Source organism: Streptomyces californicus (assembly GCF_000717645.1).
Taxonomy (GTDB): Bacteria; Actinomycetota; Actinomycetes; order Streptomycetales; family Streptomycetaceae; genus Streptomyces; species Streptomyces californicus.
On sequence record NZ_JNZZ01000016.1, the window covers coordinates 357,416 to 379,567 of the forward strand.

The 22,152-nt window shown below is 72.3% G+C and carries 20 protein-coding genes; 8 read left to right on the forward strand and 12 right to left on the reverse strand.

Annotation, left to right across the window (positions count from 1 at the left end):
* Window positions 1–485: 485 nt before the first annotated feature.
* The 3 genes from IF19_RS0122010 to IF19_RS0122020 form a co-directional block, all read right to left on the reverse strand.
* On the reverse strand, window positions 486–2,141 hold the full coding sequence (locus IF19_RS0122010) for an alpha/beta hydrolase (RefSeq protein ID WP_030276774.1): 1,656 nt from the start codon (window positions 2,139–2,141) through the stop codon (window positions 486–488).
* Window positions 2,142–2,395: 254 nt separating this feature from the next.
* Window positions 2,396–5,761, reverse strand: a complete 3,366-nt coding sequence (locus IF19_RS0122015; RefSeq protein WP_030120437.1) for a LamG-like jellyroll fold domain-containing protein — start codon at window positions 5,759–5,761, stop codon at window positions 2,396–2,398.
* Window positions 5,762–5,841: 80 nt separating this feature from the next.
* Window positions 5,842–6,057 (reverse strand): hypothetical protein, encoded by a 216-nt coding sequence (locus tag IF19_RS0122020; protein ID WP_030116718.1) that lies wholly within the window; start codon window positions 6,055–6,057, stop codon window positions 5,842–5,844.
* Between the two features lie 221 nt (window positions 6,058–6,278).
* Here IF19_RS0122020 and IF19_RS0122025 point away from each other — a divergent pair, with 221 nt between their 5' ends.
* Window positions 6,279–6,695 (forward strand): ATP-binding protein, encoded by a 417-nt coding sequence (locus IF19_RS0122025; protein WP_030189833.1) that lies wholly within the window; start codon window positions 6,279–6,281, stop codon window positions 6,693–6,695.
* Between the two features lie 475 nt (window positions 6,696–7,170).
* On the opposite strand, the gene IF19_RS0122030 is transcribed toward IF19_RS0122025, so the two are convergent.
* Window positions 7,171–7,506 (reverse strand): YkvA family protein, encoded by a 336-nt coding sequence (locus IF19_RS0122030; RefSeq protein WP_030116716.1) that lies wholly within the window; start codon window positions 7,504–7,506, stop codon window positions 7,171–7,173.
* Between the two features lie 109 nt (window positions 7,507–7,615).
* Window positions 7,616–7,882, reverse strand: a complete 267-nt coding sequence (locus tag IF19_RS0122035; protein ID WP_030116715.1) for a WhiB family transcriptional regulator — start codon at window positions 7,880–7,882, stop codon at window positions 7,616–7,618.
* Between the two features lie 622 nt (window positions 7,883–8,504).
* On the opposite strand from IF19_RS0122035, the gene IF19_RS0122040 reads away from it, so the two are divergent.
* The gene (locus IF19_RS0122040) at window positions 8,505–9,680 is read left to right on the forward strand and encodes a serine hydrolase domain-containing protein (protein ID WP_170757297.1); all 1,176 of its coding nucleotides are present in this window, start codon (window positions 8,505–8,507) and stop codon (window positions 9,678–9,680) included.
* Window positions 9,681–9,777: 97 nt separating this feature from the next.
* On the opposite strand, the gene IF19_RS0122045 is transcribed toward IF19_RS0122040, so the two are convergent.
* Together IF19_RS0122045 and IF19_RS0122050 are read right to left on the reverse strand one after the other, a co-directional pair.
* Entirely contained in the window at window positions 9,778–10,875 is a 1,098-nt protein-coding gene (locus IF19_RS0122045; protein WP_030276778.1) for a PP2C family protein-serine/threonine phosphatase, read from the reverse strand.
* A gap of 200 nt (window positions 10,876–11,075) precedes the next feature.
* Window positions 11,076–11,909, reverse strand: coding sequence for a Scr1 family TA system antitoxin-like transcriptional regulator (locus tag IF19_RS0122050; RefSeq protein WP_030116712.1), 834 nt, complete (start codon window positions 11,907–11,909; stop codon window positions 11,076–11,078).
* 177 nt (window positions 11,910–12,086) lie between these two features.
* Here IF19_RS0122050 and IF19_RS0122055 point away from each other — a divergent pair, with 177 nt between their 5' ends.
* On the forward strand, window positions 12,087–12,494 hold the full coding sequence (locus tag IF19_RS0122055; RefSeq protein ID WP_267882448.1) for an ATP-binding protein: 408 nt from the start codon (window positions 12,087–12,089) through the stop codon (window positions 12,492–12,494).
* Window positions 12,495–12,523: 29 nt separating this feature from the next.
* On the opposite strand, the gene IF19_RS0122060 is transcribed toward IF19_RS0122055, so the two are convergent.
* Entirely contained in the window at window positions 12,524–13,237 is a 714-nt protein-coding gene (locus tag IF19_RS0122060) for a ribonuclease H family protein (protein ID WP_030116710.1), read from the reverse strand.
* Window positions 13,238–13,332: 95 nt separating this feature from the next.
* Complete coding sequence (locus IF19_RS0122065; protein ID WP_030120434.1) at window positions 13,333–14,127, reverse strand: SDR family NAD(P)-dependent oxidoreductase; 795 nt, start codon at window positions 14,125–14,127, stop codon at window positions 13,333–13,335.
* Window positions 14,128–14,317: 190 nt separating this feature from the next.
* Between IF19_RS0122065 and IF19_RS0122070 the strand changes: the two genes are divergently transcribed.
* Window positions 14,318–16,216, forward strand: coding sequence for an ABC transporter ATP-binding protein (locus tag IF19_RS0122070; protein WP_030116707.1), 1,899 nt, complete (start codon window positions 14,318–14,320; stop codon window positions 16,214–16,216).
* Between the two features lie 62 nt (window positions 16,217–16,278).
* On the opposite strand, the gene IF19_RS0122075 is transcribed toward IF19_RS0122070, so the two are convergent.
* The gene (locus IF19_RS0122075) at window positions 16,279–16,548 is read right to left on the reverse strand and encodes a hypothetical protein (protein WP_030116706.1); all 270 of its coding nucleotides are present in this window, start codon (window positions 16,546–16,548) and stop codon (window positions 16,279–16,281) included.
* 134 nt (window positions 16,549–16,682) lie between these two features.
* Here IF19_RS0122075 and IF19_RS0122080 point away from each other — a divergent pair, with 134 nt between their 5' ends.
* The 3 genes from IF19_RS0122080 (at window position 16,683) to IF19_RS0122090 (ending at window position 19,964) form a co-directional block, all read left to right on the forward strand.
* Complete coding sequence (locus tag IF19_RS0122080; protein WP_030116705.1) at window positions 16,683–17,372, forward strand: class I SAM-dependent methyltransferase; 690 nt, start codon at window positions 16,683–16,685, stop codon at window positions 17,370–17,372.
* A gap of 443 nt (window positions 17,373–17,815) precedes the next feature.
* The gene (locus tag IF19_RS0122085) at window positions 17,816–18,412 is read left to right on the forward strand and encodes a carbonic anhydrase (protein ID WP_030116704.1); all 597 of its coding nucleotides are present in this window, start codon (window positions 17,816–17,818) and stop codon (window positions 18,410–18,412) included.
* 70 nt (window positions 18,413–18,482) lie between these two features.
* The gene (locus IF19_RS0122090; protein ID WP_030120432.1) at window positions 18,483–19,964 is read left to right on the forward strand and encodes a SulP family inorganic anion transporter; all 1,482 of its coding nucleotides are present in this window, start codon (window positions 18,483–18,485) and stop codon (window positions 19,962–19,964) included.
* A gap of 218 nt (window positions 19,965–20,182) precedes the next feature.
* Here the strand turns inward: IF19_RS0122090 and IF19_RS0122100 are convergent, their stop codons facing one another.
* On the reverse strand, window positions 20,183–20,620 hold the full coding sequence (locus tag IF19_RS0122100; RefSeq protein ID WP_030116700.1) for a DUF2267 domain-containing protein: 438 nt from the start codon (window positions 20,618–20,620) through the stop codon (window positions 20,183–20,185).
* Window positions 20,621–20,796: 176 nt separating this feature from the next.
* Entirely contained in the window at window positions 20,797–21,228 is a 432-nt protein-coding gene (locus tag IF19_RS0122105) for an Hsp20/alpha crystallin family protein (protein ID WP_030116699.1), read from the reverse strand.
* Window positions 21,229–21,363: 135 nt separating this feature from the next.
* Between IF19_RS0122105 and IF19_RS0122110 the strand changes: the two genes are divergently transcribed.
* Window positions 21,364–22,047: a hypothetical protein gene (locus IF19_RS0122110; protein WP_030116698.1), complete on the forward strand. Its 684-nt coding sequence runs from the start codon at window positions 21,364–21,366 to the stop codon at window positions 22,045–22,047.
* The last annotated feature ends 105 nt before the right edge of the window (window positions 22,048–22,152 follow it).

Sequence of the window (22,152 nt, forward strand, 5' to 3'; positions counted from 1 at the left end):
GTTTCCAAAAAGTGCCGACCACACGTCGGCCCTGACTCGTGGCCGTCAACTCGCCGCAGGGCGACTGCGTTCGGCCGGCGGCCGAGCGCAGGAGCCGCGCCCGGAAAGGACCACCCGACTGAACGAGGCGAACGGGCCGCTGACCTACGACCGCCACATCGTGAAGGTGGCTACGGCGCGGGTGAAGGCCGCCGACCAGGTCCTCATCCAGGCGTTCCGCAACCCGGTTCCGCCCGCGAACCTCCCCAACGGGCAGCACACATCGCTGAGGCGTGGCGGACCGAGCCCGGCGGCGGAAAGGCGTTCGACAGCCCGGCGCTGTTCGCCGGGGACACGACGTGGGCGGTGGGCGCGCCGTGGGCGCCGTGACGCACGCCGCCCGCAGGCTCCGACGACCGGATGAACGGCACGGCCCGGCGGCGACGGAGAAGTCCTTCCGTCGCCGCCGGGCCTTCTGTGTGCGGAGTCGGGGCGCTGGGCCGGGGTCAGAAGCGGTCCGGGGCGCGCTCCGGGGCCGGCGAGCCGGGGAACGTGTCCTGCTCACGGTTCTGCCGCGCCTGCTCGTTCGACCCCTCGGTCGCCCGGCAGGTCATGTCCTTCGCCGGGAGCTTGCCGGTCAGCAGGTAGCGGTCGATCGCGCCGTCCGTGCACGGGTTGCCGCTGGGGTAGATGCCGTGTCCCTCACCACCGCGGACGGTGACCATCTTCGACCCCTTGAGCTGCCGGTGCAGGGCCTGGCCGCTGGGGAGCGGGGTCTGCGAGTCCCACTCGTTCTGGACGACCAGGGAGCCCACCTTGTTGTTCACCTTCGTCGCCCGCTCCACGGAGCGGTCCCAGAAGGCGCACGGCTTGATGCTGGACGCGAAGTCCCCGAAGATCGGGTAGCGGCCCTTGTCCTCGATGGCGTCCCGCCGGTAGCTCTCGGGGTTGCGGGGCCAGGCCGCCGAGTTGTCACCGCAGACCACGGCCCAGAAGCTCGCGGTCATGTTGTCCGCCGGTGCGGCGGCGGCCCTGTTCGCGGCGTGCGGCGCCACGGGGCGGAGGAACCGGTCGAGCTTCTTCGGGGCGACGGCCTTGCCGGCTGCGGCGTTCCTCAGTTCCACGAACGACTCGGTGGCGTATTCGGGGGTGAAGACCGCCGCCCTCATGCCGATGCGGATGTCGTCGCCGGTGACCGGCTGCCCGTCCAGGTCGATCGGCTCCTTCTCGGCCCGTGCGACCAGGTCCCAGAAGGCCGCCTCCACCTTCTTCGGGGTGTCGCCGAGGCCGTACGTCCCCGAACGCTCGGCGGCCCACGCCGTCCACCGGTCGAACGCGGGTTCGGCGCCCCAGGCCCACCACTGGATCATCCCGCGCCAGGCTTGTTCCGGGTCGACCGCGCTGTCCAGCACGAACCGGTCGGCGCGCCGGGGGAAGAGCTGGGTGTAGACGGCTCCCAGGTAGGTCCCGTATGAGTACCCCAGGTAGTTGAGCTTCTTCTCGCCGAGGACCGCCCGGATCAGGTCCATGTCGCGTGCGGTGTTGCGGGTCGTGATGTGCGGGAGGACGGCGCCCGCCTTCTGCTCGCACTTGCGGGCGACCGTCCGCGCCCAGGCGACGTCGTCGTCGAAGGTCTCCGGCTTGTAGGGCCGCAGCCAGTCCTCCTCCTCCGGCTTCAGACCGCAGGTGACCGGGGTGCTGCTTCCCACGCCTCGCGGGTCGAAGCCGATGAGGTCGTACTTCTCCCGTGCGGCGGCGGGCAGCCATTGGGCCATGCCCAGGGGCAGGTACAGCCCCGGTCCGCCCGGGCCTCCGGGGTTGGAGAGCAGGACTCCCCGGCGCTTTCCGGTTCCGGTGGCCTTGATCCGGGATATGGCCACCTCTATCCGCTTGCCGCCGGGCTTGCGGTAGTCCAGCGGGACCTGGATCGTGGCGCACAGGATCTCCGGCGGCGCCTCCGGTTCGGGGCACCGCTTCCACTGCGGCTTCTGCTTCACGTAGCGGTCCAGCGCGCTCTTGCCGGCCGCCGCTCCCGCGGCCGAGGGGGCGGCGGCCGCGGGAGCGGTCGCCGGAGCGGCCGAGGCGGTCGAGGTGGCGAGCGCGGGGGCCAGCGTCGCCGTGAGGCTCAGCGCCAGCAGGGGCACGAGACGTCGTCTGCGCACGAATTCGATCCTTCCGGTCTCACGTTCGGACAGGAGAGATCCTCCAGGAGCGTTCGCGCGCGCGTAACCTCCGCCGGGCTGCACCTCGTATCCGTCTTGGGGATGATGCAACTCCGCACAATGATGCGCGAGTTGTACAAGCGGACGGGTCCTCGCCCGCACCGTCGTCCCGGTGCGGGCGAGGACCCGAGGCCGTCCGGGCACGGCCCCCGACGGCCGTTTCCGCCCGACGGCTCTTGCCGGCCGTTCCTGCGCTACGGCCGCTGCCGCCCGTGCAGCGCGGACACCTCCTCCGCGCTCAGGGCCCGGTCGTACACGCCGACTTCGTCGACGGAGCCGTTCCAGAAGTCGGTGCTCGCCCCGTCGTACCGGGCCCGCCCGACGGCGAGCGGGCCGGTGCTCACGTCGGCCGGTCCCGCCTCGGTGGTGGCGGCGGGCTCGCCGTCGACGTACAGCGTGATCGCGTCGCCCTCGCGGACCCCGACCAGGTGGTACCAGCGGCCGGTCTCCGGGGTGATCTCCAGGCGGGCGCGTTTTCCGCCCGGGGTGGAGAAGGCGAACGCGCCCTGCCCGTACTGGAGGTAGAAGGGGTTCTCGGTGCGGCGGCCGTCCTGGCTGACGACGGTGGCATAGTTGCCCGGGAGGGCGTTCAGCGTGGCCCAGGCGGAGACGGTGTAGTCCTTCGTGGTGTCCACGACCGGACCGGCGCTCTGCGCGTACTGTCCGTCACCGTCGAACGCCAGCGCCGATCCCTTGACTCCCGGAGCCCAGGACGAGCCGCCCGCCAGCCCGAGGTGGGCCTTGTTGGGGCCGCCGTCCCGGGCGGTGGCGCCCCTGTTCTCGTCGAGCACCCAGGAGCCGCCGCCCTTCAACGCGTCGCGTTCGCCGGCCTTCGCTCCGGCCGCGATGACCTGCCGGTTGATCTCACGGACCTTCTTCGGATCGACCTTGATCTCCCGACGGTCGTACGTCCAGAGCCCGTTCAGCTCGTTCTCCAGATCGCTGACCTGGGTGTAGACGGAGCCGGACAGTTCGGCACCGGCTGCCGCGAGGTAGTACGTACGGGTGTTGTCGACGTACTTCGCGGTGAGGGCCGCCTTGTCCGCGACACCGGAGTAGATGTTGGCCGGGGCTCCGGGCCACATGTGACCGGGTGTCCGCAGCGTGAAGCCGCCGTGCTCACCGTCCATCGCGGCGCGGCGCTCGTCCGGGAACGCCGGGTCGTCGTTCACGTAGTCGTGGTGGTCGATGATCTCGCCCTTTCCGGAATCCCCCTTGGAGTTGCAGCAGTTGACGCCGCTGTGTGCGTTGACGACCCGGGACGGGTCGAGCGCCTTGACGTCCTCGGCGATGCGGCCGGTCTCGGTCCGGTCCCACTCGCCCCAGCCCTCGTTGAAGACGATCCAGCCGCTGACCGAGGGCGAGTTGTGGAGCTGCTTCATCATCTCCTTGCCCTGGGTGAGGAAGGCGTTCTTGCCGGCGTCGTCGTCGATGTCGGCGTTGACGAAGTCCTGCCACACCAGCAGCCCGAGCCGGTCGGCGTGGTAGTACCAGCGCGGCGACTCCACCTTGATGTGCTTGCGTACGGCGTTGAAGCCGAGGTCCTTCTGCGCCTTCAGGTCGAAGGTGAGGGCGGCGTCGCTGGGCTGGGTGTACAGCCCGTCGGGCCAGAACCCCTGGTCGAGCATGGCGAGCGAGAAGAACGGCTTGCCGTTGAGGACGAGCTTCGGGTAGCCGCCGACCCGGTCGACCTTCAACTGCCGCATGCCGAAGTAGCTTTCGACCCGGTCCTCGGACCGGCCGTCGGTGAGCGAGACGTCGAGGTCGTACAGGTAGGGGTCGTCCGGCGACCACAGGCGCTGGTTCTTGACCGGCAGGCTCAGCTCGCGGTTGGCGGGGCCGCTGACCGTTCCGACGACCTTGCCCCGGCGGTCGCGGGCGACGGCCGTGATCCGGGCGCCGGCGGACGCCTTCGCGCTGTTGACGGTGACGGCGAGACGGCCCGTGTCGATGTCCGGGGTGGTGGTGAGGGAGTCGATGGCGGCGGGCGCCACCGGTTCCATCCAGACGGTCTGCCAGATGCCGGAGGTCGGGGTGTAGACGATGCCGCCGGGGTTGGTGGACTGCTTGCCCTTGGGCTGGTTCGGCCCGGTCCTGTCGGTGACCGCGACGACGATCTCCTGAGGGCCGCCGTCCTTCAGCGCGTCGGTGATGTCGGCGCTGAACCCGGTGTAACCGCCGGTGTGTTCGGCGACTTCGGTGCCGTTGACCCAGACGGTGGACCGGTAGTCGACGGCGTCGAAGTTGAGCTTCAGCCGCTGGTTCCGGCCGTTCCCGCTCCCCTTGCCTCCCTTGCCGACGCCCCAGCTCTTCGGCACGGTGACGAGCTTGCGGTAGAACATGTGGTCCTCGTCGCGCTCCAGGCCGGAGAGCTGCGATTCGACCGGGAACGGCACGATGATCCGCTCGTCGAGCTTCTTGCCGAAGACCGGCTGCTCGCCCTCGGCGGCACCGGCGAACTCCCAGGGTCCGTTGAGGTTCTGCCACCGGTCGCGGACCTGCTGCGGGCGTGGGTACTCGGGCAGCGGGTGGTTCCTGTCCAGCTTGTCGCCCCAGGTGGTGGTGAGGCGGTGGGTGGAGAGGTTCTTGGCGGTGCGGGCGATCTCCGGGACGGTCTCGCTCCCCGACCTCAGCCCGCCCTCGCCGTCGTAGACGACCTTGACGCGCTGGCCCTCGAGGACGGGCGCGGCGAGGTCGACGATCAGCGCCCTCGGGTCGTCCGAGGCCCGCTTCACCGACGTGACCGGCATCGGAGAGGTGTCGACCTCGATCTTGAGGTGCTCCTTCACCTTCCGGTAGTCCGAGACGCGGTCCCGGAACGTGGCCTGGAGGCGCTTGCCGTTCTTCGCGACGCCGAGGGCGACCGGGTACACCTCGAAGTCGGCGGGCGGGGTGAACGCGGACTCGGGAACGATCTGCTTCGGGAGCGTGGCCGTCTCCCAGCGGAGGAACATGCTCGCGCCGCCGACGTCCTGGAACATCTCCAGCTTGAAGTCGTGCTTCTCCCCCGCCTTCAGGGTGAGGGGAGCGCTGCGCTGCTCCTTGTCCCAGTCCGGCTCCCAGTGGTCGATGACAACGTTGCCGTCGAGGAAGAGCCGGAAGCCGTTGTCCCCGACGGCGTAGAAGGTGTAGTCGCCGTCCCGGGGCGCTTCGAGCTGCCCGGTCCACCGGGCCGTCGTGTGCTCGGTCCGGCCGGTCGCGGACTCGAAGGTCCCGGTCAGCCCGGGGAAGTCGATCTCGGGCTCCAGCGCCGTGGAGCCGAGCTCGGCGAAGTCACGGGCGCCCGGGGCGGACATCCGGAAGTACTCGCCCCTCACCCCGTGGACATCGGTGACCGGGTCGTCGGCGGCGAAGGAGTGAGCGGCGGTTCCGGCGGGGGCGGCGGGAGCCGCGGCGGCCGTGGGGACCACGGCGGCGGCGACCGGTATGAGCAGCGCCGCAGCACAGGCCAGGGCCCTGAACAGGGCGCGGGAGAGCGGGGGTTGTCGTCTCAAGGCGTCGTCCTCGTCGAAGAGCCGGGGGTGCCTCGACCGGGCGAGGCACTGCACATAGTCGAACATTGAGCCACAGCGGCAAACGCTGCACAACGGTCGTGCGCGCGGAATTTTCAACGATAGAAACTTCTGGTCGCGCCCGGGCCTCACACCAGGAGCGATGCGGTGGCAACGGCGAAGAACCCGGGGTCGCCGGCCCAGGGGAAGTGCCCCGCCCCGGGCCGCTCCAGGAACGTGACGCGAGGGAGCAGTTCCGCACAGGCGCCCACCGCACGCGGCGGATCGCCGGCGTTCAGTTCTCCGGTGAGCCGCGGAGCGGACCCGCGGAAGCGGGCGAGCAGCGTCCGCGCGGCCGGTGGCATCCAGCGGTACCGGCGCCGTCCGCGTGGCCGGCGGATCAAGCGTTGCCGCCGCCGTCGGCGCGGCCGGCGGATCCAGCGGGACCGGCTCGACGGCGGGACTCGACGGCGGGAACTGAGCCGTTCGGGGGAACGTACGCGTTCGTTTCCGTCCTGCTCCATGAACCGCCGGTTCCGGGGTACCCGAACGTCAGCCAGAAAGCTCACGCGACGGGGTGAACGCCATGAACGACCGCATTCTCATGACTTTGTCACCGGACGGCGAGACGCGTACCGATTTCGTCTGCCGACCGGAGAAGGCCGCCGACGCCCGGGACGCGGTCAGCGCGTTCGTCTCACGCCTGCACCCGGCGCCGACCTCGCACATGGTGCAGAGTCTCCTGCTCCTCGTCTCGGAGCTGGTCACCAACGCCGTCCGGCACGCGGGGGCCGTCACCGCCCTGTGGCTGACCGCCGACCGCAGGGGCGTCCACGTCCGGGTCACCGACCCGAGCCCGGCGCATCCGCAGGACCGCACACCCGACCTGACCGGCCGCACCGGCGGCTTCGGCTGGCCGATGGTCCAGCGGCTGGCCCAGGAGGTGCGGGTCCGCGAGACGGTCGGCGGCGGAAAGGTCATCCTCGCCACCGTGGCCCGCTGAGGCCGCGCCGCCGGAGCCCGCCCGGCCTGAACGGTCCCGGGCACGCGCGCCCCCGGAACTCCGCCCCCGCCGCCCCGCCACCCCAGGGGCCGGGGCGGATCCGGGGGCGCGCGTGCGGGAGGGCTCGGCGTACGTGGTCCGCCGGGGGCACGCCGCCGTGAGGGACGGGGACGACGTGGGGAGGCCCCCGGCGCGTGCTCCGGGGGCCTCCCCACACCCCTGCCCTCGGATGCTGGTGCTGCTGGGCGGCGAAGGCGACCGGTGCGTCCGTCGCGGGCCGACCGGGAGCGGGACGGCAGAGGCCGCGCCGACCGGGAGCGGGCCCAACTTCCGGTGTGAAGGGGCCGGTTCCCGCGCGGGTCGTTGACGGGAGTCGGTCCTGGCAGGCCCGGACAGAGCGATGCGACGGCCGAGCGCGGCCGGGCCGAGTGAGGCCACGGCCGGGCAGTGCGGGCCAACGATCAGTGCGGGCCGTTCACAGCACGCTGTCCGGGTGGCTCTCCACCGGAGTCTTCGTCCGGTCGCCCCCCGCCCCCGTGCGCACTCCCGCCGCCGCGGCGGCGGCGTGCAGGGAGCGCAGGGCGACGAGCAGGAACCCGATGTCGTCCAGGTAGACCGGGTCGGGCAGCAGATCGATCGGGGACACGGTGTAGATGACGGCCGCCCAGACCAACGCCTTGTCGCGCAGCGGGATTCCGGCATCGACCAGCAGCTTCCTGGCTCGGAAGACCCGCACGAGAAGGACGACGGCCAGGGCCAGCATGATCAGCACGACCACAGCTGCGACAACGAGCCAAACGGTGGAGTCCATGGCTCATCGTCTACCCAGCGAGCCCGGGATGAAGAACCCGTTGCGGCGCTGTCACATCGCTCCGTGCTCCGGTGGGCCGAGCGCCGGCGGCGCCCACCCACCACACGGATCAGGCCGTGCCGCGTCCCTGGGCCTCGGCGCGACGGCGGTTGCGGCGCTTCAGCGCACGCCGTTCGTTCTCGGACAGACCGCCCCAGATACCGGAGTCCTGCCTGTTCTCCAGGGCCCATTCCAGACAGGCCGCCTGTACCGGGCAGGTCCGGCAGACAGCCTTGGCCTCCTCGGTCTGGACGACGGCCGGGCCCGTGGTCCCGATGGGGAAGAACAGGTCCGGGTCCTCCTCGCGGCATGCGGCGTGCAGGCGCCAGTTCTCCATGATGCTCAACTCCGCTCACTCCCGATGTCGATACGTCGTAAGTCAGTTGCCGTATGTGCCTTCCGTGCGGGTGACCGGCGATCGGCGCCTCAAACACCGACCGGCGTGCGGGACGTACGACGGCACAGGTTCTTCGCGGGTCCATCACCCGACGGGGTGGCGCGGTGCGGGGAGCGTCCGGCGGTTCGGGCCGTCACGCCGAGAGCGTGCGCGGGCTTCGGGTCCCGGGGGCACGGAGACGCGGGTCCCGGGGACACGGGCAGCGCGGGGACGCGGGCAGCGCGGGGACGCGGGCAGCGCGGGGACGCGGGCAGCGCGGGGACGCGGGCAGCGCGGTGACGCGGGCAGCGCGGTGACGCGGGCAGCGCGGTGACGCAGGTTCCGGGGGTACGGGTCCCGGGGCACGGGCAGTGCGGAGGCACGGGTCCCGGGGGCACGGGCAGCGCGGGCCCGAGGGCACGGGAGCCGGCCATGGTCCCGCGTTGACGGTGAGACGTCCATCCGGCCGGCCCCCCGGTCACAGCTACCGCCGGCCCCCTCGCCGACCCCCCGGCCAACCCCCGTACGGAAAGGGGTGGGAGCCGGATGGTCGCGGACCCCCTGCCGTTCCTAATCTCGCCTCATGATCCTTCACCGTTCATGGCGGTACGCCGCGGTCCTCGCCCTGGCCATGTCCTTACTGCCACCGCTCGCCGCTTCGGCGGCGCCCCGCCCGCCCGGCACCGCGTGGTCGCCGCAGCACGATGCGGACGCGCTGCGGGACACCGGGGTCACCGGAGTGGCCGTCCGCCTGGATACCCCGCGCGGGACGGTCACGGCGCGCTCCGGGGTGGCGGACCTGGTCACCGGCCGCCCGGTTCCGCAGGACGGTTTCCTGCGCTTCGGCAGCGCCACCAAGACATTCGTCGCCACCGTGGTGCTGCAACTGGTGGGCGAAAAGAAGATCTCGCTCGACCGGACGGTGGAGGAGCTGCTGCCCGGGACCGTCTCCGGTGCGGGCAACGACGGCCGGACCATCACGCTCCGCGACCTGCTGCGGCACACCAGCGGCCTCTCCGACTACATAGCCGACGTCTTCCCGGAGCCCGGCGCCGCCACCTACTTCGCCAACCGATGGAGTACGCACACGCCCGAGGAACTCGTGGCCATGGCCATGCGCCACTCCCCCGCCTTCCCGGCGGGCACCGGCTGGGAGTACTCCAACACGAACTACGTACTGGCCGGAATGATCATCGAGAAGACAACCGGCCGCTCCTGGGAAGAGGAGGTGAGGAGGCGCATTCTGCGCCCGCTCGGCCTGCGGCACACCGACACTCCTGGCACCCGGCCCTTCCTGCCCCGGCCGCATGCGGCCAACCACCAGCAGTTCGTCCCGGGCGGTCCGCTGGTCGACACGACGATCGCCTACCGCCCGTTCGACAGCGGTGCCGACGGCTCCATGACCGGCACGGCACACGATCTCAACCGCTTCTTCGCCGCGCTGGCCGGCGGACGCCTGCTGAAGCCCGCAGAACTGGCCGCCATGCGGAGCACGGTGCCGGTGCCTCCGGGAAGCGGCCACCCGGAGGGCACCCGGGACGGGCTGGGGCTGTTCCTCACTCCGCTGTCCTGCGGCGGCGGCTACCTGGGGCACAGCGGGAGCGGCTTCGGATATGTCGTCCAGGCGGCGACGACCGTGGACGGACGGCGCACCGTCACCGTCTCCGCCCACAGCCGCGCCGGGGACCCCGAGACCGCCGCTCGGCAGGAGGACGCGCTGCACGAACTGGTCGACCACGCCCTGTGCCGTGCCACCTGAGCCCAAGCGCCCGTATTCCCTGTGCCCCCGGTCCATGCCACCGGGACCCGAGCCCCCGTCCCCCGAACACGCCTTCCCGCCCTCCGGGGCCGGCGGTTCAGCTCCTGCGCGCCGGGCGGTGCAGGGCGAGGAGTGCCTGGTCGTCCTGGACCCGGCCGCCGGTGTGGCGGCCGACGTCCTCGATCAGCAGGCGGAGGATCTGTGCCGGGGTCGCGGGGTCGCCGACCAGCGCGCGGGGGTGGAGGAGAAAGGGCAGCCGGACGGCGGCGTCGTAGAAGGCACCGGACTCGTCACGGGCCTCGGTGACCCCGTCCGTGTAGCAGACGAGGGTGGCCCCGGGAGGGAAGGGGAACATGTCCACCGGCGACGACCAGGCGCCCAGGGCGCTCATGCCGAGCGGTGGCGCCTCCTCGGACGGTTCGAGGAGGGTGGCCCGCCCCTCGGCGTCCAGCAGCACCGGCGGCGGGTGCCCCCGGTTGACCAGCCGTACCGTGTCCAGCCCTTCGGAGAACTCGGCGATCAGGGCGGTGGTGAACCCCTCCTCCTGCTCCTGCCCGCCACGCCGGCCGCCCTCGCGCAGCAGCGCCCGCTCCAGCGCGGCCACGAGGCCGGGCAGGTCCTCGGCCTCGTCCGCCGCGTACCGGAACGCCCCCAGGTCCGCGCAGACGGCGCTCACCGCGCCCAGCCCCTTGCCCCGTACGTCTCCGACCATCACCCGGACTCCGTGCGGGGTGTCCTGGACCACGTACAGGTCGCCGCCGATCATGGCCTCGTCCTCGGCGGGCACGTACCGGGCGGCGATCCGCAGTTCGCCGAGGCGCGAGGGCGGCCGGGGCAGGACCGCGCTCTGGGCGACGGCGGCGATGTGCCGGGCCCGCCGGGTCCGGGCGTCCCGCCCCTCCAGAGCGCGGTTGATCAGGACGGCGAGCACGGTTACGGCCAGAAGGGTGAGCTGGTTGGCCACGCCGCGCTGCCACCCGAAGGTGCCGTCGAACCACGCGAGGACCGCGTGGACGGCCATGGCGAGCGCGCCGATCGCGATGATGCCGCGCAGGGTGAGCAGAGGAGCGGCGGCGACGGGGGCGGCCATCAGCAGGGGTGCGGAGGTGACGTCCGTCGGCGTCACCAGGTCCAGCACGACGCCCAGCACGATGACCCCCAACGGGATCCACTTGGCTCTGCGCGGCTGCACCACTCCCCCACGCTGTACGGAACCGGTGCGGTACGCATCCCGGCGACCCCGTTCGACGCGGGACCCCGGCGCTCCGTCAGGCGGCGGCCCGGTTCCCGGTGGCCGGCGTCCCGCTCCGGGGCAACGTGCCCACCGCGCTCCTCCCGGGAATCGAGGAGGCCCCACGAACCGGCGGTCGGACGCGGCCCCGGCTCGACCGGGTTCTACTCCGGCAGCGGAGTCCCGGGGCCGGGGGCGGCGGCGCACGCGGCGTCGAGCCGGATACGGTGGGCCATGACGGCGTCGGGGTCGTCGATGAGATCGACCCGCACGCCCGGGGTCTCCAGCACCGCCTGGTCCCCGATCTCCGGCGCGGGCACCCGCAGGATGTGCAGGGGCGGTACGCCCGTCAGGGGGTGCGGCGGGTGATCCAGCGGCACCACCTGCACGGTGACGTGCTGCTCCTTCATCGCCTCGACGAGGGCCGCCCGCTGCTCGTCCATCGTCTCCCGGTCGCCGACCCGGGTGTGCAGGGCCGCCGCCGGGAACAGGGCCCAGAGCGCGGCCCCGCGCTCGCACAGGCGGCGCCGCCGCTCCCGCAGCAGTTCGACGCGGCGCTCCCGGCGGGCGGGGCTGTCGTCCGGATACCGCGTGCGGTAGAGCGCGGCGGCGTAGGCGGGGGTGCGCAGCAGTTCGGGGACCAGCGCCGGGTGCCAGGTGCGGACGAGACTGGCCGAGGACTCCATGCCGATGATCTCCTGCTGCCAGCTCTCCATCTCCTCCCGCCAGCGGTGCCACCAGCCGGGGAGGTTCGCGGTGGAGAGAGCCGCCATGATGGGCTCGGCCACCGTCGGCGGCACGCCGTAACAGCGCAGCAGCTCACCGACCTGCCGGGCGTCGAGCCCGGTCTCGGCGCGTTCGATGCGCCGGACGGTGGCGGGGTGGGCGCCCAGCGCCTGCGCCGCCGCCCTCAGGCTGATCCCGGCGCGTTCTCTCAGCCGGCGGAGGCGGACCGCGAGGACGCGGTGTTCCACGGTGGGACCGGACCGGGCTCGCATACGGAAACCTTCTTCGTCGAGCCCCGATACGGAGCACTACACACTCTGTCGCTTGCAAAGTACGCGTTTTGCGCCGAGAGTGCATACATGTCGGAAATAGTCAGTTGTGCGGAACGTACCCCCGATGACGGAGGTGTCCGAGGTGCCCGAAGTGCACACAGCTGGTGGGTCCCCCGTCTGCCCGGGGGCGTCCCCGAGGCCCGGCACCGGGTTCAGGAGGCCATGCGGGCCTGGGGTGAGCCGGCCGAGCGGATCGAGGCGGCGGCTCTGATCGTCACCGAGCTGGTCACCAACGCGGTCCGCCACACCAGCACCCGACGCATCCGCTGCCGCGTCCTGCGCTCCCCGGGGGGTGTGCGCATCTGCGTGTGGAACCGGGGCCGGGCCCGGATTCCGTCCCCGGCCCCACCGGCCGACTCGGCGAGTCTCCCGGTCGGCGAGGCGCCCGCGGCGGCCGACCTCGAAGGCGACGCGCTCGACCACCTCGCCGAGGACGGCCGGGGCCTCCTCCTGGTCGACGCGCTGGCGGCCCGCTGGGGCACCCGCGCCGCACTGGCCGGCCGCCTCGTCTGGGCCGATCTCTAGGGCGGTGCCGACCTCCCGAGCCACCACACTCAGGCGGGAGCGGTGCGGCACTCCGGGTGCCCCCAGCCGTTCGGGTTCTTCGCGATCGGCTCCTTCGCCGCGTACGACCGTCCGCAGTGGCATCGCCCCGCGAACCGGGCCTTGATCGTGCCGGTGGACCGCCCGCTCCGGGACGCGCCCCCACCGGTCCGCGCCTTCGCGCCGCCCGCTTGCCCGGAATCCCCCGTGCGCCCCTTGGTGGACCGCGCGGGCGCGGGTACCGGCAAAGCCGCCGCGCCGTGCGCCGTACCGGCAGGAAGCTGGGTGACCGCCGCCTCGCTGGCGGCCTGGTCCGCGATCGCGTTGAGCGGGTCGCCGTCCACCTGGTGCGCGGGCACGTAGCGGAACGACACCGCGCGGTCGGCGAGCAGCGCGTCGATACGGGTGACCAGCTCGCGGTTGGCGACCGGCTTGCCGCCCGAGGTCTTCCAGCCGTTGCGCTTCCAGCCCGGCAGCCACTTGGTCACCGCGTTCATGGCGTACTGCGAGTCCATCCGCACCTCGACGCGCACGGCCGGGTCGACGGACTCCAGCAGCTCCGCCAGGGCGGTGAGCTCGGCGACGTTGTTCGTCGCGGTGCCGAGCGGGCCGGCTTCCCAGCGCACCGGGGTTCCCTGCGCGTCCGCCACGACCCACGCCCAGGCCGCGGGCCCCGGATTTCCCTTCGACGCCCCGTCACACGCGGCGATGATGCTCTCGTTCATCCCTCGATCATGCCAGCCCCGCATGACCGTTCCGACCGGCCGGCGAGAGCCGTGACCGCCCCGAGCGGGGGCCCGTCAACCGCCCGTCGCCCCGGTCACGGCAGGATCGAGTCCACGTAGCCGCCGTCGACCCGCACCGCCGCGCCCGTAGTGGCCGACGCCTGGCCCGAGCTGAGGTAGACGACCAGGTTGGCGATCTCCTCGGGCTCGATGAGCCGCTGGAGCAGGGACTGCGGCCGGTGCACGCGCATGAACTCCCGCTGCGCCTCGTCCCAGGGCAGCTCCTTGTCGACCAGTTCGTACACGAAGTCCTCGACGCCCCCGGTGTGCGTGGGGCCGGCGATCACGGAATTGACCGTCACGCCGGTGCCCGCGGCCTCCTTGGCGAAGCCCCGGGACACGGCGAGCAGCGCGGTCTTCGACATGCCGTACTGGATCATCTCGGCGGGGATCACGATCGCGGAGTCGCTGGCGATGTTCAGCACCCGGCCCCATCCGCTGCCGGTCATGCCCGGCAGGTAGTGCCGGATGAGGCGGACGGCGCTGAGCACGTTCGTGTCGAAGTACGTCCGCCACTCGGCGTCGGTGATCTCCAGCGGCGGGCGGGAGCCGAAGATGCCGAGGTTGTTGACGAGGACGTCGGCTTCGGGCACGGCCTCGTACAGCCGTTCGGCGCCTTCCTCGGTGGTGAGGTCGCAGGCCACGGAGGTCACCGAGGCGTCCGGTACCGCGGCGCCCAGCGTCGCGGCGGCCGCCTCCAGTCGGTCCTGGTTCCGCCCGGTGAGGACGACCCCCGCGCCCGCCCCGGCCAGTCCGGTGGCGATCGCGAGGCCGATGCCCTGCGAGGACCCGGTCACCACCGCGTTCCTGCCCGTCAGATCGATGCGCACGCCGTCTCTCCCTCGCTCCGCCCGTCCGACCGTCCCCGCCAGCCTCGCATCCTCGCCGGCCTGATGCCCGTCGACCTTGACCTCAACCAAACTTGCGGTTCTAGCGTTCCCAGTGATCCCGGGGCCGATCGGCCGCCGGGACCCGCAGGCCGTCGGGGGAACCGGGGGCCGTCACCTCTCGGAGCGCCCCATGGACATGGAAGTCACCGCGTGGCATTCGCTGCACAGCGCGATGAACGCCCAACAGGACCGCCGGCCGTTCTCCCGCGCGGCGCTGCGCCGCATCCTGCTCTTCGCCCGGCCCCATCGGCGGCAGATCCAGCGCTTCCTGCTGCTGAGCGTGGTGACCGCGCTGCTCGCGGTGGCCACCCCGGTGCTGGCCGGGAAGGTCGTCGACGCGATCGTGGACGGCGAGGACACCGGCGCGGTCACCCGGCTCGCCCTGCTGATCGCGCTCATCGCCGTGGCCGAGGCCGCGCTCGGCCTGCTCCTGCGCTGGCTTTCGGCGACGCTGGGCGAGGGACTGATCCTGGATCTGCGCACCGCCGTGTTCGACCACGTGCAGCGGATGCCGGTGGCCTTCTTCACCCGGACCCGGACGGGCGCCCTGGTCAGCAGGCTCAACAACGACGTGATCGGCGCGCAGCGGGCCTTCAGCAACACGCTCTCCGGAGTCGTCTCCAACCTCGTCACGCTGGTGCTGACGCTCGTGGTCATGCTCACGATCTCCTGGCAGATCACGCTGCTCGCACTCGCGCTGCTCCCGGTCTTCGTCGTACCGGCACGCCGGATGGGGGCCCGGATGGCAGGGCTCCAGCGGGAGGCGGCCGACCACAATGCCGCGATGGGCACCCGCATGACCGAGCGGTTCTCCGCACCCGGCGCGACGCTGGTCAAGCTCTTCGGTCGGCCGGGCGACGAGTCGGCCGAGTTCGCCGCCCGCGCCGACCGGGTGCGCGACATCGGCGTCCGTACGGCGATGGCCCAGTCGGCGTTCATCACCGCCCTCACCCTGGTCTCCGCCCTGGCACTGGCCCTGGTCTACGGGCTCGGCGGCTTCTACGCCCTGCGCGGCAGCCTGGAGCCGGGGGCCGTGGTGGCACTGGCGCTGCTGCTGACGAGGCTGTACGCCCCGCTCACCGCCCTCGCCGGCGCGCGGGTCGAGGTGATGAGCGCGCTCGTCAGCTTCGAGCGGGTCTTCGAGATCCTGGACCTGAAGCCGCTGATCGAGCAGAAGCCGGACGCCCGTCCGGTGCCCGAGGGGCCGGTCTCCGTGGAGTTCGACGAGGTGTCCTTCGGCTACCCCTCGGCCGACAAGGTCTCCCTCGCGTCACTGGAAGAGGTCGCCACGCTCGACGACCGGGGCGGCACACCGGTCCTGCACGGGGTGTCCTTCCGCGCCGAACCGGGCCGCACGGTCGCGATCGTCGGCTCGTCCGGCGCGGGCAAGTCGACGATCGCGCAGCTGCTGCCCCGGTTGTACGACGCGGACGCGGGCTCCGTACGGCTGAACGGCGTGGACGTACGCGACCTCGACGCCGGGTCCGTCCGGGACACGGTCGGCATGGTCACCCAGGACGGGCACCTCTTCCACGATTCGGTGCGCGCCAACCTGCTGATCGCCCGGCCCGACGCCACCGAGGACGAGGTCTGGGACGCGCTGCGCCGCTCCCGTCTCGACGGTCTGATCGCCTCCCTGCCCGACGGGCTCGACACGGTGGTCGGCGAGCGCGGCTACCGGCTCTCCGGCGGGGAGCGCCAGCGGCTCACCATCGCGCGGCTGCTGCTGGCCCGTCAGCGGGTCGTGATCCTGGACGAGGCGACCGCGCACCTGGACACCACGTCGGAGGCCGCCGTCCAGGAGGCGCTGGCCGAAGCGCTGGCGGGCCGTACCGCCCTGGTGATCGCCCACCGGCTCTCGACCGTACGGGCGGCCGACCGGATCCTGGTCGTCGAGGAGGGCCGGATCGTCGAGGACGGCACCCACACCGCCTTGCTGGCCGCAGACGGAAGGTACGCGGAGCTGTACCGGACCCAGTTCGAGCAGCCGTCGTCGGAGGGCGACCGGTCGGCGCAGCCGGTCCGCTGACCCGGACGCGCACACGCTGATCCGGTGCTGTCCGGCCGGAGTCCCGGCCGGACAGCACCGGATCAGTGCCTGCCGACGCGGACGAGGGACACCCGCTCGGCGGCGCGCAGCCGCCTCAGCGCGTGGCCTCCGCACCGGCTCCACTCCCTCGGCGACACCCGGGGCCGGTGGCCGCCGTTGGTGACGAGCGCGTTCACCGAGGTCATCGGGTCCGCCGCCATGGTCTTGGCCAGCAGGACGCCGACCACCAGCGGGAGGAGCGTGACGGCCAGGGCGGAACCCGCGGTGGTGACGTGCTGGATGCCGGTACGGCGCGGCGCTTCGGAGGTCATACGGTCATCGAACAGCGGCCGGGGACGCCCGAGCATCCGGGAACGTACTCAGGGGCGCGGTACCGGCATACTCAGGCACCCGCGGGGGGACGCTGACAGCGGCCGGGCGCGCGGAGTACGGAGGGATCGCCTCGATGAACGACAGCCAGGTACGCGGTGACGGCGGGGAGCCCCGGGGCGGGCGGGGGCCCTCGGCCGAGGGGCGGGGCCGGACGGCGGCCGCGGTGTTCGACGCGCTGGGGGCGGAGTGCGAGCGGGCGTTCGCCGGGTCGGCGGCGCACCGCGCGTCGCTGGAGCGGCTCCTGGCGGATCTCGCGCCGGCGAGCCGGGTGCTGGACGTGGGCAGCGGGACGGGGCGGCCCACGGCGCAGACCCTGGCGGGGGCGGGGCACCGGGTGCTGGGCGTCGACGTGTCGCCGGTGATGACCGGCCTGGCGGCCCGGCAGGTGCCGGAGGCCGAGTTCCGGTGCGCGGACGTCCGCGATCTCGATCTGGCCGAGGGCGGGTTCGACGCGGTCTGCGTGTACTTCTCGCTGCTGCAGATGGAGCGCGACGAGCAGCGCGGGCTGGTGGAGCGGCTCGTCCGGGCGCTGCGGCCCGGCGGCGTGCTGGTCGTCGCGACGGTGCCGGTGGACGCCGAGGGCGTCGAGGCGGTGTTCATGGGGCAGCCGGTCCGGGTCTCCAGCTTCGGAGCCGAGGAGTTCGCCGCCCTCGTCACGCGGGCCGGGGCGGTCGTGGAGTGGGCGCACGACGCCCTGTTCACCCCGGACCACCCGGCGGGCTCGCCCGAGCCGCATCTCTTCCTGCACGCCCGCCGCGTCTGACGGCCGCGTCATCGCGGGACGCGGCCACCGCCGCGCGCCCCGGGACCGCTCCCGTCGGCCCGCCCCGTGAGTCCGGCGGCGGGACCACCCTCGCGGCACGTGGCCTTCACACCATCCTCGTAACCACAGCCCCAGCCTTCGCATACGGCACGCCCCACCCATTGGCTATCACAAAGATCAAGCCGAATGAATGACTTGGGTGGCGCATTCGCGTTCCCTCACAAGAAGGTAATGCGATAGCAAAGTACAGGTCTATATGCTCAGCTGTAGTCGTATCCGCGAGGAGCGGCCGGAGCCTTTTCCATGGCGGCTGCCCTACGGCGAACCACCAGGTGAAGCACCGTTCCCATTCCGAACATTCTTACGGATACGAACAGCTCATTCGTCAATATGACCCGACCACACCGCTCCCCGGCACCGCCGGATGCAGGAGGCAGGCCACCATGCAGTCCCTCGTCGAACACGCCCGGACATTTCCCGAGCACGTCGCCGCGAACGCAAAGGACTTCGAACGCCTCGCGGACGGTCAGACCCCCGAAGCACTCTTCGTCACCTGCTCGGACTCACGTGTCGTTCCCTCGCTGATCACCGGCGCCCGCCCGGGTCAGCTCTTCGAACTCCGTACCGCGGGCAACATCGTTCCGCCCTACCCGGCCGAAGACCGGCCCACCGGCGAAGCCGCCACCATCGAGTACGCGCTGCGCATGCTCCAGGTGCGCGACATCATCGTCTGCGGGCACTCCCACTGCGGCGCAGTGGGCGCGATACTCCGCGGCGACGACCTCTCCGCCATGCCCGCCGTCCGCCACTGGCTGGCACGCTGCACGGACGGCCGCACACCCCCGGCCGACGCCGGCGACCTGCCCGGCGCGGTCCAGGCCCACGCCCTCGCCCAGCTCGACACCCTGCGCGGCTACCCCGCGGTGCGCGAGCGGATCGCGGACGGTTCCCTCGGTCTGCACGCCTGGTACTACGAAGTGCACACCGGCTCCGTCAGCGTCCACCGGCCCGAACGCGGGACCGAGTTCGCCCGCCTTTGACGGTTTCCCTCCCCCACGCTCGCACGCCCGGCCACGGCCGGACACGACCGTACACACAAGGGAAACCATCGTGATCTCCGCGAAGGAACTCAAGAACCCCCACACCGTTCGACGTGACCTCATGGCGTCACTCGTCGTCTTCCTGGTCGCACTGCCGATGTGCGTCGGCGTCGCCGTCGCCTCCGGAGTACCGGCCGAACTGGGTCTGGTCACCGGAATCGTCGGCGGGCTGGTCGTCGGCTTCCTGCCCGGCAGCAGGCTCCAGGTCAGCGGTCCGACCGCCGGACTCGCCGTGCTCGTCTACGAGTCGATCACGGAGTTCGGTCTCGGCGCGCTCGGCCCGATCGTGCTGGCCGCCGGGCTGCTCCAGGTGGTCCTGGGCCTGGCGCGCTTCGGCCGCTGGTTCCGTGCCATCTCCGTCTCCGTGGTGCAGGGCATGCTCGCCGGCATCGGCCTGATCATCGTGCTCGGCCAGGTGTACGCCATGGCCGACACCGAACAACCGGGCAGCGGTCTCGCCACGCTGGCCGGACTCCCGGGCCTCGCCGTCGAGATCGCCACAAACCACGAGGCCCTGACCGCGTTCGGCCTGGGCGCCGGAACGGTCGCCGTGCTGTTGCTGTGGCCGAAACTCCCGGCCACCGTACGCCTCGTCCCGGCCCCCCTCGTGGCGGTCGCCCTGGCCACCGCCGTCGCCTCCCTCGCCGGGCTGCGGCCGGCGGTGGCCGATGTGAACGGCCTGCTGCAGGCCATCGCTCCGCCCGGCGGGGCGGAGTTCGCCCGTCTCGCCGATGTGGCCGTCATCGGCACCGTCCTGGCCATCACCGTGGTGGCCTCGGCGGAGAGTCTGTTCAGCGCGGCGGCCGTCGACCGGATGCAGGACGGGCCACGCACCGACTACAACAAGGAGTTGGTGGCCCAGGGCGTCGGCAACACCCTCTGCGGGGCGCTCGGCGCGCTCCCGATGGCCGCGGTCGTCGTCCGCAGCACCGCCAACGTCCAGGCCGGGGCGACCACCGCGCTCTCCCGGATCGCCCACGGCGTGTGGCTGCTGTTCTTCGCCGCGCTCCTGCCCGCCGCCGTCGGGATCATCCCGTTGGCGGCGCTCGCCGGGGTGCTCGTGCACGCCGGGTGCAAGCTGGTGCCCGCCAAGGAGTTCGGGCCGCTGTGGCGCGAACACCGCGGGGAGGCCGTGCTGCTGGCGGTCACCACGATCGCCATCGTGGTGACCAGCCTCCTCGAGGGGGTCGTGCTCGGCCTGCTGCTCGCGGTGGTCAAGTCCGCCTGGGAGACCTCGCACATCCAGCTCACCACCCACGAGCTGACCGGCGGCCGGGTCGTGGTGACCCTCACCGGGAACGCCACCTTCCTGCGGCTGCCCCGCATCCTGGAGCAGTTGGAGAGGCTCCCGCAGGACCAGCCCATCGAGCTGGACCTGACCCGGGTGCGCCATCTCGACCACGCCTGCCGGGTCGCCCTGGAGACCTGGGCCCGCCGGCACAACCACGCGGAGACCGAGCCGGTGACGATCCGCCGGGAGCCCTCCGCCTGAGACCGCTCGGTTGTGTCCGCCGGACACACCCCGGCTAGGCGGCCGTACGGGACGCCGAGCGCTTCACATAAGCGCCCGGCGTCTCCCCGAAGTAGCGCCGGAAGGCCAGGATGTAGCCGTTCGTGGAGACGAACCCCACCCGGAGGCCGCTGATCCGGGGCGTTCCCCGGCACGTCCGAGCGGGGCCCGGAATCCGGGCCCCGCTCGGACGTCGGTGCTCAGGCCGCCTGGGCGAGGAGCTCGGCGCGGCCGAAGAGGAGCGCGTAGCCGGGCGGCAGGCAGCTGACGACGTTCGCGACGAGGTCGTCGCCCACCAGCGCGGCGACCTGGCTGAGGACCACTCCGGCGTCCCACCGGGCGGTCGCCGGGGTGCCCCCGGTCTGCTCGGCGAGTTCCCGCACGAAGGCGGCGCCGGGAAGCTGCTTCACGGCCGGGACCTCCGCGGTGAACACGCGGGCCGCCTCCTCGGGCAGGGCCCCGGCGAGCGCGACCCGCTCGTCGCCGGTGATCTGGCGGCCGAGCGCGCCCAGCACCGCGCGCAGGCTCTCCTCGGCACGTTCGCGCGTGGGGTAGGCGCCCTCGTACCGGATCTTCTCCAACAGCAGGCCAAAGGTCGTGTCCATCGGTGCGCCGGTGTTCCGGGACTCGTGGATCATCGTGGCGGCAGCCCTTCTCATCCGTACTGCTCATGGCGATGCGCTGCCCGCCCTCGCGGCTCTTCGTCGAGCGGCGCGGGGCGGGCAGCGGGTGAAACGAGGTCAGGTGTTCATCGCATGCCCGCACGGGCACGGGTCACACCTGGACAGCGGGGGAAGAATCAGGATGACCTGGATCAGCCCTTGAGCTGCTTGCGCCGGGACTCGCCGCCGACGGCGATCTTCCGGGGCTTCGCGCGCTCCGCGATGGGGATACGCAGGGTCAGCACCCCCGCTTCGTATGCGGCGTCGATCCGCTCGGTGTCGAGCGTGTCCGCCAGGACGATCTGGCGGGAAAAGGCGCCCAGCGGCCGCTCTGACAGCTCCATCTGAACCTGGCCGGTGTCGACCTCGGGCCTTCGTTCGGCCTTGACGGTCAGCATGTTCCGTTCGACATCGATGTCGATCGCCTCCGGTGAGACACCGGGAAGGTCGAAAGCCACCACGTACTCGTCGCCCTCCCGGTACGCGTCCATCGGCATCGCCGATGGACGCGACCAGGTGCCGGGGCGCAGGAGTTGCTCGGTGATCCGGTCGAGTTCACGGAAGGGGTCGGTACGCATCAGCATGACGGGAAACACCTCCGGTCGTTCGGGCGGACAGCCCACGCTTTCACCTGCCCCTGTTGTAGCATGTCATCCATTCGACGACAACAAGGCGTGTCACCGAAAGAATGACGATCGTCCATCACTCCGAGGAGCCCCATGCCCCCACCCCCACAGCCCCAGCAGCCCCCGACTCCCGATCCGGACGCCGTCTCCTTCCTCGCCGCGTGGGCGGCTCTCCGAACCATCGACGAGGCGGTCCGCGATGCACGCGCGGGCGACGAGGACACGGCCTACGGTCCACCCCCGGCCACGGACCGCGCCCAGGCCCTCGCCTCGCTCCAGCTCCTGCGCGAGGTGCGGGAGAGGCTCGCCGGCTGGGAGAGCGGCCTGATCGAGACGGCGCGCGCGGCGGGGGCGAGCTGGGCCGATCTGGCCGACCCCCTGGGTGTGGCCAGCCGTCAAGCGGCCGAGCGGCGCTATCTGCGTCTGCGGCCCGGCCCCGAGGGCAGCACCGGGGAGCAGCGGGTGCGGGCGACCCGGGACCGCCGGGCGGGAGACCGGTCGATCACCACGTGGGCCCGGGAGAACGCGGCGGACCTGCGGTCGCTCGCCGGGCGTATCACGGCACTGGCCGACCTGCCCGCCGCGGCGGGCCCCTCACTGGCCCGGCTCCGCGAAGCGCTCGGCGGCGACGACGCGGCCGACCTGGTCGCTCCGCTCGCCGACCTTCGCTCCCATCTCGCCTCGGACCACCAGGAACTGGCGGATCGGGTGGACGGCCTCACCCACCACACCGGCCGACTGCGCGAGGACACCACGGCCCGACGCCGGGGCGACTGACCGGGGCGGGCGGGAGCCCGGGCACACGGGGATCAAGAGGGTCCGGGGTGCGCGGGGCAGGAGGCGCACTCGTTCCGGGCGCACGCACCCGGGCCCGAGGCGGTC

Bases quoted from the DNA above. Each gene is read 5' to 3' on its own strand.
- IF19_RS0122105 (WP_030116699.1), bottom strand. From the start codon at position 21,228: ATGCTGATGCGTACCGACCCCTTCCGTGAACTCGACCGGATCACCGAG.
- IF19_RS0122110 (WP_030116698.1), top strand. From the start codon at position 21,364: ATGCCCCCACCCCCACAGCCCCAGCAGCCCCCGACTCCCGATCCGGAC.
- IF19_RS0122020 (WP_030116718.1), bottom strand. From the start codon at position 6,057: ATGCCACCGGCCGCGCGGACGCTGCTCGCCCGCTTCCGCGGGTCCGCT.
- IF19_RS0122025 (WP_030189833.1), top strand. From the start codon at position 6,279: ATGAACGACCGCATTCTCATGACTTTGTCACCGGACGGCGAGACGCGT.
- IF19_RS0122015 (WP_030120437.1), bottom strand. From the start codon at position 5,761: ATGTTCGACTATGTGCAGTGCCTCGCCCGGTCGAGGCACCCCCGGCTC.
- IF19_RS0122085 (WP_030116704.1), top strand. From the start codon at position 17,816: ATGCAGTCCCTCGTCGAACACGCCCGGACATTTCCCGAGCACGTCGCC.
- IF19_RS0122070 (WP_030116707.1), top strand. From the start codon at position 14,318: ATGGACATGGAAGTCACCGCGTGGCATTCGCTGCACAGCGCGATGAAC.
- IF19_RS0122080 (WP_030116705.1), top strand. From the start codon at position 16,683: ATGAACGACAGCCAGGTACGCGGTGACGGCGGGGAGCCCCGGGGCGGG.
- IF19_RS0122035 (WP_030116715.1), bottom strand. From the start codon at position 7,882: ATGGAGAACTGGCGCCTGCACGCCGCATGCCGCGAGGAGGACCCGGAC.
- IF19_RS0122040 (WP_170757297.1), top strand. From the start codon at position 8,505: ATGATCCTTCACCGTTCATGGCGGTACGCCGCGGTCCTCGCCCTGGCC.
- IF19_RS0122060 (WP_030116710.1), bottom strand. From the start codon at position 13,237: ATGAACGAGAGCATCATCGCCGCGTGTGACGGGGCGTCGAAGGGAAAT.
- IF19_RS0122075 (WP_030116706.1), bottom strand. From the start codon at position 16,548: ATGACCTCCGAAGCGCCGCGCCGTACCGGCATCCAGCACGTCACCACC.
- IF19_RS0122030 (WP_030116716.1), bottom strand. From the start codon at position 7,506: ATGGACTCCACCGTTTGGCTCGTTGTCGCAGCTGTGGTCGTGCTGATC.
- IF19_RS0122050 (WP_030116712.1), bottom strand. From the start codon at position 11,909: ATGCGAGCCCGGTCCGGTCCCACCGTGGAACACCGCGTCCTCGCGGTC.
- IF19_RS0122100 (WP_030116700.1), bottom strand. From the start codon at position 20,620: ATGATCCACGAGTCCCGGAACACCGGCGCACCGATGGACACGACCTTT.